Origin of the sequence: Sphingomonas sp. (assembly GCF_017744835.1) — a bacterium.
In the GTDB taxonomy this organism is placed as follows: domain Bacteria; phylum Pseudomonadota; class Alphaproteobacteria; order Sphingomonadales; family Sphingomonadaceae; genus Sphingomonas.
This window is the reverse complement of the sequence record NZ_JAGIAM010000001.1, coordinates 1,207,904-1,223,299: the sequence shown is the minus strand read 5'-3', so window position 1 is coordinate 1,223,299 and position 15,396 is coordinate 1,207,904. Positions and strand designations below refer to the sequence as shown.

The 15,396-nt window shown below is 68.9% G+C and carries 11 protein-coding genes; 7 read left to right on the top strand and 4 right to left on the bottom strand.

Annotated elements, in window-relative coordinates:
- The first annotated feature begins 1 nt into the window (after position 1).
- The 4 genes from lgt (at position 2) to pgeF (ending at position 3,344) form a co-directional block, all read left to right on the top strand.
- Positions 2 to 883, top strand: a complete 882-nt coding sequence (lgt, locus tag J7500_RS05850) for a prolipoprotein diacylglyceryl transferase (protein ID WP_294060580.1) — start codon at positions 2 to 4, stop codon at positions 881 to 883.
- Between the two features lie 102 nt (positions 884 to 985).
- Entirely contained in the window at positions 986 to 2,080 is a 1,095-nt protein-coding gene (locus tag J7500_RS05845) for an SAM-dependent methyltransferase (protein WP_294060579.1), read from the top strand.
- Positions 2,077 to 2,580: a GNAT family N-acetyltransferase gene (locus J7500_RS05840; protein ID WP_294060577.1), complete on the top strand. Its 504-nt coding sequence runs from the start codon at positions 2,077 to 2,079 to the stop codon at positions 2,578 to 2,580. Before J7500_RS05845 ends, J7500_RS05840 begins: the two co-directional genes overlap by 4 nt.
- A complete protein-coding gene (pgeF, locus tag J7500_RS05835) occupies positions 2,577 to 3,344 on the top strand; it encodes a peptidoglycan editing factor PgeF (protein ID WP_294060576.1) in 768 nt (255 codons plus the stop codon). The genes J7500_RS05840 and pgeF overlap by 4 nt, the downstream gene beginning before the upstream one ends.
- Here pgeF and J7500_RS05830 read toward each other — a convergent pair.
- Positions 3,341 to 4,477 (bottom strand): N-acetylmuramoyl-L-alanine amidase, encoded by a 1,137-nt coding sequence (locus J7500_RS05830; RefSeq protein WP_294060575.1) that lies wholly within the window; start codon positions 4,475 to 4,477, stop codon positions 3,341 to 3,343. The two genes, pgeF and J7500_RS05830, sit on opposite strands and share 4 nt — an antisense overlap.
- A 148-nt stretch (positions 4,478 to 4,625) precedes the next feature.
- On the opposite strand from J7500_RS05830, the gene J7500_RS05825 reads away from it, so the two are divergent.
- Entirely contained in the window at positions 4,626 to 5,936 is a 1,311-nt protein-coding gene (locus tag J7500_RS05825) for a cystathionine gamma-synthase family protein (protein ID WP_294060574.1), read from the top strand.
- Positions 5,937 to 5,970: 34 nt separating this feature from the next.
- Here J7500_RS05825 and J7500_RS05820 read toward each other — a convergent pair whose 3' ends face one another.
- The 3 genes from J7500_RS05820 to J7500_RS05810 all read right to left on the bottom strand — a co-directional run bounded on the left by J7500_RS05820 (position 5,971) and on the right by J7500_RS05810 (position 10,371).
- Positions 5,971 to 7,734, bottom strand: coding sequence for a bifunctional metallophosphatase/5'-nucleotidase (locus tag J7500_RS05820; protein ID WP_294060573.1), 1,764 nt, complete (start codon positions 7,732 to 7,734; stop codon positions 5,971 to 5,973).
- Positions 7,735 to 7,811: 77 nt separating this feature from the next.
- Positions 7,812 to 8,708 (bottom strand): iron-containing redox enzyme family protein, encoded by an 897-nt coding sequence (locus J7500_RS05815; RefSeq protein ID WP_294060572.1) that lies wholly within the window; start codon positions 8,706 to 8,708, stop codon positions 7,812 to 7,814.
- Between the two features lie 82 nt (positions 8,709 to 8,790).
- Positions 8,791 to 10,371: an MFS transporter gene (locus J7500_RS05810; protein ID WP_294060571.1), complete on the bottom strand. Its 1,581-nt coding sequence runs from the start codon at positions 10,369 to 10,371 to the stop codon at positions 8,791 to 8,793.
- An 87-nt stretch (positions 10,372 to 10,458) separates the two neighbouring features.
- On the opposite strand from J7500_RS05810, the gene J7500_RS05805 reads away from it, so the two are divergent.
- Entirely contained in the window at positions 10,459 to 12,984 is a 2,526-nt protein-coding gene (locus J7500_RS05805; protein WP_294060570.1) for a glycoside hydrolase family 9 protein, read from the top strand.
- 76 nt (positions 12,985 to 13,060) lie between these two features.
- A complete protein-coding gene (locus J7500_RS05800) occupies positions 13,061 to 15,385 on the top strand; it encodes a GH92 family glycosyl hydrolase (protein WP_294060569.1) in 2,325 nt (774 codons plus the stop codon).
- The last annotated feature ends 11 nt before the right edge of the window (positions 15,386 to 15,396 follow it).

Sequence of the window (15,396 nt, the reverse complement as noted above, 5' to 3'; positions counted from 1 at the left end):
CGTGCCAACAGACTTCCTCGCCGCAGCCGCCGGCCATATCCGCTTCCAGGATCTGGGGCTCAATCCGGTCGCGCTGTCGCTCGGCTTCTTCGACATCAAATGGTATTCGCTGGCCTATATCACCGGCATCCTCATCGGCTGGTGGTATCTGCTCAAGCTGCTCGCCCAGCCCGGAGCGCCGATGGGCCGCCGCCATGCCGACGACCTGGTCTTCTACGCCACGCTCGGCATCATCCTCGGCGGCCGGCTCGGCTATGTGCTCTTCTACGCGCCCGACATGTTCCTCAAGCCGCTGCGGCTGATCCAGCTCTGGGAAGGCGGCATGTCGTTCCACGGCGGCGTGATCGGCACCACCATCGCGATCATCCTGCTCGCGCGGCGCCAGGGGCTCAACTGGCTGCGCATCCACGATTATGTCGCCTGCTGTGCGCCCTTCGGCCTGTTCTTCGGCCGCCTCGCGAACTTCGTGAACGGCGAACTCTGGGGCAAGCCGACCGACGTTCCCTGGGCGATCGTCTTCCACAACACCGTGCCCACCGGCGTGCCCGAGCCGGCGCGCCATCCGAGCCAGCTCTACGAGGCGGGGCTCGAGGGGCTGCTGCTCTTCGCCGTGCTCTGGTTCTTCTTCTGGCGCACCAATTCGCGCTATCAGCCCGGCAAGCTCGTCGGCATCTTCCTGCTCGGCTATGGCCTGTGCCGCTTCTTCGTCGAGTTCTTCCGCGAGCCCGACCAGCAGTTCGCCGGCACCTTCCTCGCCAACACGATCCACATGGGCCAGATCCTCTGCCTGCCGATGATCGCCGGCGGCATCTATCTGATCGCCACCGCCAAGGGCCGCCGCCAGCGCGTCGAGCCGATCGCCGGATCGGAGAGCGTGGCGTAACTTCGCTCCCCTCCCGCTTGCGGGAGGGGCCGGGGGAGGGCATGTGGACTGCGTGCCCAAGACAGCCCCTCTCCTGACCCCTTCCGCAAGCGGGAGGGGAATATGACCGACAACCCCTTGTCCGCCGCACCGGGGGAAGCCGCGCAGAACGCGTCCGAATCCCATCTCCCCGAGCGCCTCGCCCGCGCGATCACGCTCGCCGGGCCGATCCCGCTGTCGCAGTTCATGGGCGCGGCCAACGCGCATTATTACGGTACGCGCGATCCGCTGGGCGCGCGCGGCGACTTCACCACCGCGCCCGAAATCAGCCAGATGTTCGGCGAGCTGATCGGCCTGTGGCTGGCGGACCTGTGGGACCGCGCCGGCCGCCCGGCCGCGCGCTATGTCGAGCTCGGGCCGGGCCGCGGCACGCTCGCCGCCGATGCGCTGCGGGCGATGGCCAAGGCCGGCTTCACGCCCCCGGTCGATCTGGTCGAGACCAGCCCCGTGCTCCGCGCCGCCCAGGCCGAGCGGCTGCCCCAGGCCGAATGGCACCTCGACCTGGTCGGGCTCCCCGACGACGCGCCTTTGCTCGTCGTCGCCAACGAATTCTTCGACGCGCTGCCGATCCGCCAGCTCGTCGCGACCGCCCAGGGCTGGCGCGAGCGGCTCGTCGCCTGCCAGGACACTTTGTTCCTGCCGATCGCCGGCGACCGCAGCTTCGACATGATCATCCCGCCCCAGCTCAAGGACGCGCCGCCGGGCTCGATCCTCGAGACCTCGCCGGCCGGCGTCGCGGTGCTGCGCGCGCTTGCCGCGCGGCTGCTCGCGCAGGGCGGCGCGGCGCTGGTCATCGACTATGGCTATATGGGGCCCGCGATCGGCGACACGCTCCAGGCGGTGCGCTACCATCGCTATGCCAATCCGTTCGAGGCGCCCGGCCAGGCCGACCTCACCGCGCACGTCGATTTCGCCACCTTGAAGGAAGCCGCCGAGGCCGAGGGGCTCGTGGTCCACGGCCCCGTGACCCAGGGCGAGTTCCTGACGCGCCTCGGCATCGCCGAGCGCACCGCCAGCCTCTCGCTCGCCGCCCCCGACCGCGCCGCCCAGCTCGCAACCGATCGCGAGCGGCTCGTCGCGCCCGATCAGATGGGCGACCTGTTCAAGGTCATCGCGCTGACCGCCCCCGGCTGGCCCGTGCCCGCGGGGTTCGCATGAACGTCCGCGACGCCACCCCCGCCGACCTGCCCGCGATCGACGCGATCTTCCGCGAAAGCTTCGCCGCGACCTTCGCGCATCTCTACAAGCCGCACGACCTCGCCACTTTCTTCGCGCGCTTCACGCCCGAGGCATGGGCCGCCGAGCTCGCCGACCCTGCGCTCGCCTTCCGCATCGCCGAGGACGCACAGGGCCCCTTCGGCTATTGCAAGCTCGGCCCGGTCACGCTGCCCGCCACCCCTGCCGGCCCTGCGCTCGAGCTGCGCCAGCTCTACCTGCTCGAGCGCGGCAAGGGCACGGGCGCGGCCCAGGCGCTGATGCAATGGGCGCTCGACACCGCCCGCGCGCGCGGCGCCGGCGAGCTGTGGCTCTCGGTCTATATCGACAACCACCGCGCCAAGCGCTTCTACCAGCGTTACGGTTTCGAGGATCAGGGCCCCTACACGTTCATGGTCGGCGATCACGAGGACGAGGACCGATTGATGCGGCGGATGCTATGAGCCAGGTCGAAACGCTCCAGGCGCGGGCGCTCGCCGGCGTGCCCCACGGCTTCCTCGGCCGCCGCGGCGGCGCCTCCACCGGCGTGGTCGCGGGACTCAACGTCGGCTTGGGCTCTGCAGACGATCCCGCGCTGATCGCCGAGAACCGCCGCCGGGCGGTCGAGGCGGTGCTGCCGGCCGCGCGGCTGGTCACGGTCTTTCAGGTCCATTCGGCCGACGCCGTGACAGTGATCGAGCCTTTCGACGATGCGCTGCGCCCCCGCGCCGACGCATTGGTCACCGACCGGCCCGGCCTCGCGCTCGGCATCCTCACCGCCGACTGCGCGCCCGTCCTGCTCGCCGACCGCGAGGCCGGCGTCGTCGCCGCCGCGCACGCCGGCTGGAAGGGCGCAATCGGCGGCGTCACCGATTCGACCATCGCCGCGATGGAGACGCTGGGCGCGCGCCGCGAGCGGATCGCCGCTGCCATCGGCCCCTGCATCGCGCGCGCCAGCTACGAAGTCGACGCAGGCTTCTTCCGCCGCTTCGCCGAGGAAGACCCCGCCAACGAGCGCTTCTTCACCGAGGGAAGCCGCGAGGATCACTGGCAGTTCGACCTCGAAGCCTATGTCGCGCACCGCCTCGCCGAAGCCGGCGTGCGCACGATCGAGATGCTGGGACAGGACACCTACGCGCAGCCCGACCGTTTCTACAGCTTCCGCCGCGCCACCCACCGCGGCGAAGCCGACTATGGCCGGCAGATCTCGATCATCGGCCTCGGCTAGCTTCGCGCGGCCATATAAGTGCGGATCGCCTTGGCGACCGAGGCCATCACCTTGGTGCGATTGGGCACTGCGTCGGGCCCGGAAACCAGCAGCTGATCGATCGTCCGGTTGGTGATGAACTCCGCTTCGATATAGGCGGCGACGCATTTCTTCGGTCGCGTGGTGTTACCCAGCGCGGCGTCGCGCAGCACGCCCATCGCGCCCGGCCCCGATTGCGTATCGGGCTTCACGCCGCGGTCGCGCGCCTGGGGATGGATCGCCCGCATTCCCGCGATCAGCCCCGCGTGCACTGCCGTAGCAAAGGCCTTGTCCTCGGCCTCGTTGCTGTTGCCGTTGGCCGCCGCCGCATAATAGGTCTCCGCGCCCTGCGCGCTGGGCGCACCCCCGTTGAAATGCAGGCAGACGAAAGCCTCGGCCTTGCTGCTGCCGGCCAGCGCCGCCCGCTGGGCGATACCGACATTCACGTCGGTGGTACGCGTCATCACCACATTGATGCGCTGCCCCGCCGCCTTCGCCTGGCGGATCAGTTCGTCGCGCAGGATCAGGCAGAAATCGAGCGCCAGCTTCTTCTCCTTCACGCCCGATGCGCTGATCGCGTTGTTGGGCGAGCTGCCCCCCAGCGGCGCTTCGCCGCCATGCCCGGGATCGAGCACGATCGTGCCGATGTCCGTGCCCCCCGAGCTCGCCGCACCCGCGCCTGCACCGGCGTCGAGCAGCGTCGCCGCCTCGGGCACCAGGCCCAGGACATCGTCCGCATAGCCTGGCTTGGGCGTATAGATCGGCCCGATGAAGCGGATATAGTCGGCAGGCGTCGCGACGTGCGTCTCCCAGCCCGAATAGGGCGCCCGGCCGATGAACGCCCAATAACCCGCGATGAAATTTTCGAGCGTCGCGAATTTGCAATAGGCGTCCTGCCCGTCATGCGCGTTGTAGAGCACACGCGTCGCAAACAGTCCCATCTCGGGTCGCCACTTGAGGCCGCCGAAGTTATAATGAAGCTTGGCAAGATCCGAAGTACCGCGCCCGCTTTCGAGCAGCCATTGCGCCAGCGTGACAGGCTTCAGATGCGGATATCGAATGGTTTCACCGGCATAGACTTGTGCCAGCCGCGAAATCAGAGGCTCGTTCGGCATATGCGCCCCCCATGAGATCATTCCATCATACTGTGTTTTCTATTGCTCCGGAAGGCGGGGGTCGTTGCCGGCCATTCGGATGCGGGGGTGCAACGCGCAGCCCAATTGGTTACAGGCGTAACCAACTAACGCGAATTGGAGAGGCTGAATGACCGACGAAACCGAAGCCGAGCTGTCCGGCGGCACTCCGCGGCGACGCCCCAAGCCGGCGATCGACACGGTCGGCGAGCGCAAGCTCAAGCCCGCGACGCTGATGATGGGGCACGGCTATGATCCGATGCTCTCCGAGGGTTCGCTCAAGCCGCCGATCTTCCTCACCTCGACCTTCGTCTTCCCCAATGCCGCGGCGGGCAAGCGCCACTTCGAGGGCGTCACCGGCAAGCGCCCGGGCGGTGCCGAGGGGCTGGTCTATTCGCGCTTCAACGGCCCCAATCAGGAGATCCTCGAGGATCGCCTGTCGGTTTGGGAAGAGGCCGAGGACGCGCTCGCCTTCTCGTCGGGCATGTCGGCGATCGCCACGCTCTTCCTGTCGATGGTCAAGCCGGGCGACACGATCGTCCACTCGGGCCCGCTCTATGCCGCGACCGAGACGCTGATCGCGCGCATCCTCGGCCGCTTCGGCATCCACTGGCTCGACTTCCCCGCCGGCGCCACCCGCGAGGAAATCGACGCGGTGCTGAGCAAGGCCGCGACGGGCAATGTCGCGCTGATCTATCTCGAATCGCCCGCCAACCCCACCAACGCGCTGGTCGATGTCGAGGCCGTGGCCGCGAGCCGCGACGCGATCTTCAAGAACGGCACCAGGCCGCCGATCGCGATCGACAACACCTTCCTCGGCCCCCTGTGGGCCAAGCCGCTCCAGCAGGGCGCGGACATCGTCGTCTACAGCCTCACCAAATATGCCGGCGGCCATTCGGACCTCGTCGCGGGCGGCGTGCTCGGCTCGAAGGAGCACATCAACACGATCCGGCTGATGCGCAACACGATCGGCACGATCTGCGACCCCAACACCGCCTGGATGCTGCTGCGCAGCCTCGAGACGCTCGAGCTGCGCATGTCCCGTGCGGGCGAGAATGCCGCCAAGGTCTGCGAATTCCTGCGCACCCACCCCAAGGTCGAGCATGTCGGCTATCTCGGCTTCCTCGAGGAAGGTTCGCGCCAGGCCGACATCTACAAGCGCCACTGCACCGGCGCGGGCTCGACCTTCTCGCTCTATCTGAAGGGCGGCGAGAAGGAGGCCTTCGCCTTCCTCGACAGCCTCAAGATCGCCAAGCTCGCGGTCTCGCTCGGCGGCACCGAGACGCTCGCCAGCCACCCCGCGGGCATGACGCACCTCTCGGTCCCCGATGCGCGCAAACAGGCGCTCGGCATCACCGACAATCTGGTGCGCATCTCGATCGGCGTCGAGGACGCCGACGATCTGATCGCCGACTTCGAGGAAGCGCTGAAGGCGGTGTGAATGCGCTCCCCCTCCCGCTCGCGGGAGGGGACGCTCACCGTCGGGTCAGGTCACGTATCCGCCCCAGCGCCGGCGGCGTCACCGCCTCGCCCCGCCCGAGGTAACGCTCCAGCGCCTCCAGGTCGGTCATCCCCAGCACCGGATCGGTCCCCGCGGCGAAGCTGGTGAAGCCGTCGCCGCCGTTCGCCAGGAAGTTGCTCACCGAGACGCGATAGACACGCTCGTCCACGATCGGCTCGCCGTTCAGCCGCGGGTCGATCACGCGCTGCCCCACCGGCCGCCCCAGGTCGAAGCCATAGCTGAACCCGCGCGAGACCAGCAGCAGCGACTGTCCGCCCGCCTTTCCCTCGTCGAACTGCTGCTCGAGCACGGCGCGCAGCTGGCGCCCGGTCATGCGCAGCACCGTCAGGACGTTGCCAAAGGGCTGGACGGCATAGATATCGCCGAAGGTCACTGTGCCGTCGGCGCGAGTGTTGAGGTCGGCGCGCACGCCGCCGGGGTTCATGAAGGCGATCTCGGCGCCGCCCGCCTGCGGATCGACGGTCGCGGCGAGCTGGGCGTCGGCGATGAGATTGCCGAGCACCTGCTCCTTCATGTCGTCGGTGTCGCGCAGCGCCGGCGCGGTCAGCCGCCCCACCGGCCGCTCGGCGAAGCGCTTGGCCGCCTCGGCATAGCGCGCCACCAGCGCCGCGACGCGCGGCTCGGGCGAAAAGCGCGGATAGGCGTCGGTCGCCTCGGCCTTGACCTTGCTCGTCGCGAAGCTCTCGCTCTGCACGATCACATTGTCGGCGTGCTTGGCCACGACGCGCCCCGCGACGGGATCGACGTCGAGCGTGATGTCGGTCAGCAGCGTGCCGCCATAGCCCGCGCTGGTCAGCAGGAAGGGCCGGCCAGGGTCCACCGTCCCATAGTCGCAGATATAATCCTCGTGCGTATGGCCCGAGACGACCAGGTCGACGCGCGGATCGAGCCGCTGGAGGATCGGGAAGATGTCACCCGTCATCCCGTCGCAGCCATGCGCGTTGAAGCCGAGCTTGGAATAGCCGCCCTGGTGGATCAGCACGACGATCGCGTCCGCGCCCTCGGCCTTGAGCTTGGGCACCAGCGCGTTGACCGTGTCCGCCTCGTCCTCGAAGCGCAGGCCGGCGATGCCCGAAGCCATCACCAGGCTCGGCGTGCCCTTCAGCGTCATGCCGATGAAGGCGACGCGCACCTGCCGCCGTCCGCTGCCGAAGGTGCGGATGCCATAGGCGGGGAAGAGCGTTCCGCCCTGCGCCGTCGCGACATTGGCCGAAAGATAGCGGAAGCGCGCGCCTTCGAACCGGTCGAGCGCGCAGGGTTCGCGCTGGGTGTTCTTGGCGCAGCCCCCGTCCTGCAGCCGCTTCAGTTCCTGCTGGCCGCGGTCGAATTCGTGGTTGCCGACGGCGTTGAAGTCGACTCCGACCAGGTTCATCGCTGTGATCGTCGGCTCGTCGAGAAACAGCGAAGAGGCGAGCGGGCTCGCGCTGGTCATGTCGCCGGCGGAGACCACCACCGAATTGGGATAGCCCCGCCGCAGCGTCGCCACTGCCGTCGCCAGCCACGCCGCGCCGCCCGCGGGCACCTGCACTTCGCCGCCGCCCGCGGCCGACGCCGCGATGGCGAGCTTGGGCGGTTCGAGATGGCCGTGGAAATCGTTGAACGCGACGATCTTGACGCGCACCGGCCCCGCCGCGGCACTGTCCGCCCGCGGCGAGACGCCGTGCCCCGCGCAGCCGGCGAGTGCCGCCGCTGCCACCAATCCGACCAGGAACCGCATCGCCCATCCTCCGTTCGCCGCCCGCGTGGCGCGAAGATGTTACAAGGCGATTTCCGCGCGCGGCTCAAGCGCCGCGATCAGTTCCAGAGCTGCGCGCGATAGGCTTCGAAGCAACGCTCGCCGCATTTGAGCCGGATCAGCGCGCCTTCCGCCATTGCCGTCGCGCGGCGCGGGTCTTCCTCCACTGCCGGGCGGATCGCCTCGCGGTTCCAGTCTGCGCTGTGCTTGACGTCGAGCACTGCATGGAGCGTGAAATAGCGCGCCTCCTTCGGCGTCAGCCCGACGCGCTGCAGCCCTTCGGCGACCAGCGCCGCGCGCCCCGGCGCAGTCAGCTCGATCACGCCCAGCGCGCCGACCGAATGCCAGGCATAGCGCCGCTGCGTCGCCATCGCGGTCATCGCATTGGCCAGCGCCAGGCTCTCCCACACGGTATTCTCGATCACCGGGTCGACGCGCAGCGTCTCGACCAGCGCGTCGAGCATCGGCCCGTGCATGCCCTTGGCCGTGCCGTGCCCCATCTCGTCCCAATAGTTGCGCGCAAGCTCGAGCTTGGGCCGTACCGGCAGCTTGACCTGAGTCATCGCGACAAGGTCGTCGAACCCCGCCTCGCCCGCCGCCTCCTGCTCGAAGAACCAGCGGAGCTGGTCGCGGTCGGCAGCCTCGGCGAGCCAGGGGAAAAGCGGGTCGCCCTGTCCCGGCCCCACTTCCTTCAGCCCCTCGAACCAGGCGATGAAGCCCTCTACGTCGGTGGGAGCCGCCGCCGCTTCGTCGGCGACTTCGGCGCGAAGCTCCTCGAGGAAGGCGCCCTCCAGCCGCTGCATCCGGATGTCGCGCTCGAACTGGCGCTGCCAGTCTTCGCTCGGGAATCCCGGCTCGAGCCGCTCGCGATTCCAGTGCGCGAGCCCGCGCTGGAAGCTGTCGGTCAGGAATTGCGACGACGGCGCGGCGCGCGCGTCGCTGGGGCGAGTAGCCATGCGTTCTTGTCTCCTGCTGCGCCGCAAAAACCGGCGGGCGAGCGGGATGGTTCCCGCCAAGCCATTGCAGGAGCGGGCGAACTCAGCCGATCAGCGGCTCGTCCATCGCCTCGTCGAGCTGGCGCAGGTCGCCCCCGCGCGTCTCGCGGCCGAACCAGGCGACCAGGCCCAGCGCGGCTACCGCGGGCGCGAGGATGATCGCCGCGGCGATCCCCATCGGCGGCACCAGCGCGACGATCGACAGTGCCTGCGCGAAGACGCCGCCGCCCTTGGTGCACGCCGCCACCCAACCGGTCGCCCGCCCGCGCACGCGCATCGGGAAGCTCTCGGCGGCATAGGGAAGCAGCATCGCGATGATGCCGTTCGATCCGACGATCAGCAGCGCCACCGGCAGCACCGGGCTGCCGCGCCCGCTCAGCTCGAGCCACATCACGCCGAGCAGCCCCAGCAGCGTCACTGCGATCGCCGAGACCAGCGACCATTTGGTGCTCCACCGGCTGTAGAGGAACGCCGCCACGAACACCGTGGGGAAGGCGATCAGCGCCGAAGCGGCCAGCAGCCGGCTCGTCACTTCTACCGAATAGCCCTTGCTCACCAGATCGGCGGGCAGCCACAGCAACAGGCCGAAGTTGATCAGGCCCCAGGAGATCGCCGCGATCGAAAGTGCGGCGAGCTTGCCGACCAGCTTCGCCCCGCGCAGCGGCGCATGGCTGGATTTCGCGGGGGCGGCGGCGGGCGCGGCGACGCGCTTCACGCTCGCACCGAACTGAGCCATCACCCGCGCCGCCTCGTCGCGCCGGCCGCGGGCGAGCAGGAACTTGGCCGATTCGGGAATGAAGGCGCCGAGCACCACCAGCAGCAGCCCGCTCGGCAGGTTGAGCAGCCACAGGATGCGCCAGCCGAAGGTCGGCTGGAGCAGCGCCGAGAAGCCGCTCGCGGCGAAATAGCCGCCGACCGCGCCCAGCCCGCCGACCAGCACCAGGCTCCAGCCGCGGTGCTTGCTCGGCATCATCTCGGCGAGCAGCGCATAGGTCACCGGCAGCATGCCGCCCGCCGCCGCACCCATCATGAAGCACATGCCGATGTTCCAGGCGAGGCTCGGCATCGCCCCGCAGATCGAGGTGCCGACGAACATCACTGCGGAGAGCAGGATCGATGCCTTGCGCCCGTAGATGTCGGCGATCACGCCCCAGACCACCGACCCGACCACCGTGCCGATCAGTGCGAAGAAGGGGACGAGCGAGACGGTCGCCTTGCCCACCTGATATTCGGCGACCATGCCGGGCACGGTGAATCCCAGCGATGCCGGCTTCATCACGTCGATCACCAGCGCGACGACCAGCACCGTCATCAGCCGCCAGTGCGCGAAACCGAGGTGCGCATCCTCGGGCGCGGCGATCTCGATCCCGGTCGTGGCGGTCCGGTGCGCGCCCACGCCGCGCGGCAGCAGCCCATAGGCGGCGACCGCCACCCCGAGGACGATCAGCCCCATGCCGGCGACCATGTCCCAACCCATCGGCATGCCGGCGAGCATGAAGTGCATGTCGCGGCCCATCAGGAACATGGGGATGTGCATCAGCACGCCCGCAGTCACCGCCGCGCAGCCCAGGACGAAGGCCCAGACCGCTTGGCGGCCCGCCAGTACGTTGTTCTGATTCACCATACCTCCGGGCTTCCCCCGCCCCAATTTCCTGTGTTAGCGCTAACGCAACGACAGCGCAGGTTCGAACCTGCCATAAAGGAGAGCAGAGTGAAGGGCAAAATGGCGCGGCGCCTGTTGGGCGCATCGATGCTGGCGACGGTGATGCTGGGGGCGCAGGCCCAGGCGCAGGAAGAGCAGAAGCAGATCCGGCTCGGCGACGCCGGCTATTTCGAGGCGCGCGGCGCCAATGTCCTCGTCTTCTCCAACTGGTACGACGGCCTCTTCGCCGACGCCAAGATCAGCGGCGTCGAGCTGATCCAGCAGGGCGATCGCATCGCCACCAACGGCGACGTCCGCCTCTCCGCCACGCCCGGCCAGTGGGACCCGATCGGCCGGCTGGTCGACCGCAAGGTCGATGCCGCGACGGGCACGATCGAGGCGCTGCTCGAATATCCCGAATACAACTTCCGCTACCGCGTCCGCGCCGAGCGCGCGGGCGAGGCGGTCAAGCTCGCCATCGTCCTCGACCAGCCGCTTACCGCGGCGCTCGCGGGCAAGGCGGGGTTCAATCTCGAGTTCGTGCCCTCGGCCTATTTCCACCGGAGCTTCCTGGCCGACGGCAAGGGCGGCGCCTTCCCCGTCTATCCGTCGAGCGACATGACCGCGGGCGGCGAGCGCAATGCCGCAAGCGGGCGCGACATCGGCCCCGGCGCCGAGCCGCTGCCGATGGCCACTGCCAGGACGCTGGTGCTCGCGCCCGAGGACCCCGCGCACCGCGTGCGGATCGAGGCGGCGACGGGCGATCTCAGCCTCTACGACGGCCGCAACCAGGCGCAGAACGGCTGGTTCGTCGTCCGCAGCCTGATCCCCGCCGGCAAGACCGGCCGCGTGCTCGAATGGACGCTCACCCCCAGCAGCGTGCCCGGCTGGCTGCGCGCGCCGGTGATCGGCCATTCGCAGGTCGGCTACACGCCCGCCCAGGCCAAGACCGCAGTCATCGAGCTCGACGCCAATGATTCGGTCAAGGGCGACGTCCGCCTGCTCCGCGTCACCGACAAGGGCGACACGGTCGAGGCCGCCGCCGGCGCGCCCAAGCCCTGGGGCAAGTATCTGCGCTACAATTACGCGACCTTCGACTTTAGCCAGGTCCGCGAGCCGGGCGTCTACCAGCTCGAATATGCCGGCCAGCGCACCGCCACCTTCCGCATCGGCGCGGACGTGTACGACGCCGCCTGGCACCCGAGCCTCGACGTCTATCTGCCCGTCCAGATGGACCATATGCTCGTCAACGAGGCCTATCGAGTCTGGCATGGCGACAGCCACCGCGACGACGCGCGCCAGGCGCCGGTCAACCACGAGCACATTGACCTCTACCGCCAGGGTCCGACCACCGACACCAAGTTCCAGCCCGGCGAGCACATCCCCGGGCTCAACGTCGGCGGCTGGCTCGACGCGGGCGACTTCGACATCCGCACCCAGACCCAATATGCCGTGATCCGCACGCTTGTCGGCATCTGGGAGGACTATAAGCCCACGCGCGACCAGACGCTGGTCGACCACGAGCTGCGCCACGTCGAGATGCACGTTCCCGACGGCAAGCCCGACCTGCTCCAGCAGATCGAGCACGGCACGCTCTATCTCGCCTCGATGTACGACGCGGTCGGCTATGCCGTGCACGGCGTGGTCGAGCCCAACGTCGCGCAATATACGCACCTCGGCGACGCCGCGTCCAAGACCGACGGGCTGGTCTACGATCCCAGCCTCAAATATGGCGAGCGCCGCGACGGCAAGAGCGGCACGCCCGACGATCGCTGGGTCTTCACCAGCAAGTCCAGCGCGCTCAACTATGGCTCGGCCGCCGCGCTCGCCGCGTCGAGCCGCGCGCTCAGGGGCTACAACGACGCGCTTGCCGACAAGGCGCTCAAGCTCGCCACCCAGGTGTGGAGCGAGGAGCACAGCCACGCGCCCAACACCTTCAGCCACGGCAACACCACCGGCGGCTGGCTGCCCGGCGAGGAATTCACCGCCGCGGTCGAGCTGCTCGCGACGACGAAGGACAAGCAATACGCCGCGCGCATTGATGCGCTGTGGCCGCAGATCGCCGAACGCTTCCCCTTCTACGCCCCGACCGCGCTCCAGGCGCTGCCCTTCATGCCAGCCGCCTATCGCACGAAGGTCGAGGCCGCGGTGCGCGCGCTCAAGGCCAATGGGACGAGCTTCACCGGACCCAACCCCTACGGCGTGCCGATCACCACCGGCGGCTGGGCGGGCAACGGCGCGGTGATCCAGACCGGCCTCACCGACTATGCGATCCACAAGGCCTTCCCGAAGCTCAGCGACGGCCAGGCGGTGTTCCGCGCGCTCGACTATCTCCACGGCACGCATCCGGGATCGAACCTGTCGTTCGTCTCGGGCGTGGGCACGCGCTCGAAGGAGATCGCCTATGGCAACAACCGCGCCGATTTCTCCTTCATCGCGGGCGGCGTGGTGCCGGGCGTGCTCATCCTCAAGCCCGATTACCCCGAGAACCGCGAGGACTGGCCCTTCTTCTGGGGCGAGAACGAATATGTCGTGAACATGAGCCCGAGCTACATCGAGCTCGTCCAGGCCGGAATCGCGCTGACGAAGAAATAGGCCGTCCCGTCATCCCCGTGCAGGTCCCCGCCTGCGCGGGGATGACGTTGCGGCCCGCCCATGCTCTAACCGCCGCATGCTCGCCCTCGCCCGCCGCGCCACCCTCGCGCTCGCCGCCTTCGGCCTCGCCGCCTCCCCGCTCGCCGCGCAGACCGCGTACGACAGCGTCGACCCGTTCATCGGCACCGGCGGCGAGGGCCACACCTTCCCCGGCGCGGTCGCGCCCTTCGGCATGGTCCAGCTCAGCCCGGACACCGACACCGGTTGCCAGATCCGCGACTGCTACGGCCATGCCGCCGGCTATCGCCACGACGACCCGACGATCCAGGGATTCTCGCACACCCATTTCTCGGGCGCCGGCCATTCGGACCTCGGCGACTTCCTCGTCATGCCCGCAGTCGGCGACACCGTGCCGCTCGAACCCGGCGACCCCGCCAAGCCCGGCTCCGGCTACCGCTCGCACTTCGACCATGCGACCGAGACCGCGCGCCCCGGCTATTACGCCGTTACCTTGGCAGACCCGAACATCCGCGCCGAGATGACCGCCGGCACGCGCGTCGGCGTCCACCGCTACGCCTTCCCCGCCGGCGCTCCCGCACACCTGATCCTCGACCTGCGCAGCGGCCTCTACAATTATCCCGGCAAGACGCTCTGGTCCTCGATCCGCCTCCGCCCGGACGGCGCGATCACCGGCGCGCGCGAAACCCGCGGCTGGGCACCGGCCCGGAAACTCTATTTCGCGATCCGCCCCTCCGCCCCGCTCACCGGCCACGCCTTCCTCAACCGCGAGGAGAATATCCCCTACAAGGGTTTCCAAGGCCCCGGCCGCGACCGCGACGATGTCGCCCAGCTCCAGGGCCGCGCGCTCGTCGCCCGGCTCGACTTCGGCGCGCTCCCGGCTCCGCTCGAGCTCAAGGTCGCGCTCTCGAGCGTCGACGAAGACGCCGCCCTCGCCAATCTCGACAGCGAGCCCGGCGATTTCGACGCGATCCGCGCCCAGACCCGCACCGCATGGGACCAGGCGCTGGCTGCGCTCGACATCGACGCCCCCGCGCCGATGCGCACCATGCTCTACACCGGCCTCTACCACGCGCTGATGGCGCCGAGCGTCTTCTCCGACGCCGACGGCCGCTACCGCGGGCCCGACGACCAGGTCCACCAGGCCCGGGGCTTCACTTTCCACTCGACCTATTCGCTGTGGGACACGTTCCGCGCCGAGCACCCGCTCCTGCTCCTCGTCCAGCCCGAGCGCCGCAACGCCGATTTCGTCAACTCGCTGCTCGCCAGCCAGGAGCACAGCCCCTTCGGCATCCTCCCCGTCTGGCAGTTCCACGGCCGCGAGACCTGGACGATGATCGGCTATCACGCCGTGCCGGTGATCGCAGACGCGTATCTCAAGGGCGTGCGCGGCTTCGACGGCACCCGCGCGCTCGACGCGATGGTCAGGAGCGCCACCTACGGCCCCTATGGCGGGCTCGACTGGTACCAGAAGCTCGGCTTCGTCCCCATCGACAAGGAGCCCGAAGCCGCCTCCAAGACCGTCGAATATGCCTATGACGACTGGACGATCGCCCGCATGGCCCGCGCGCTCGGCAAGCCCGAGGTCGCTGCGGCATTCGAGAAGCGCGCCGGCTATTGGCGCAACAGCTTCGACGCCAAGTCCGGCTTCCTGCGCGCCCGCAAGGCCGACGGGTCTTTCCGCACCCCCTTCGACCCCACTGCGATCAACTATGGCTCGGACTATACCGAGGGCAACGCCTGGCAATATTCGTGGTTCGTCCCCCACGATCAGGCGACGATGTTCCGCCTCCTCGGCGGCGACGCGGCGGCGGTGCGCAAGCTCGACGCGATGTTCGAGTTCGACAATTCGAAGCTCGACTACAGCCATGCCGAGGACATCGCCGGGCTGATCGGCCAGTACATCCACGGCAACGAGCCGAGCCACCATGTCGCCTATCTCTATGCCTTCGCCGGCCAGCCCTGGCGGACGCAGGAGCGGCTCGGGCAGATCGTCGAGAGCCAGTACAAGGCGGCGCCCGACGGCCTGTCGGGCAACGACGATCTCGGCCAGATGTCGGCCTGGCTGGTCTTCACCGGCCTCGGCTTCTACCCCGTCGCGCCGGGTTCGAACCAATATGTGATCGGTCGCCCCTTCGCGAACCGCGCCGCGCTCAACCTGCCGAACGGCAAGCGCTTCACTGTGATTGCGGAAAATCTGTCGGACGCCAACCGCTACATCGGCCGCGTCACGCTCAACGGCAAGCCGCTGCCACGCAGCTATATCACCCACGAAGAGATCACCGCCGGCGGCGAGCTGCGCTTCACCATGCAGGCGACGCCGAACAAAAGCTGGGCCACGTCCAGGGCCGCCCGGCCCTTCTCCGAAAGCACGGTGCGCTAGAGCGCAACCAA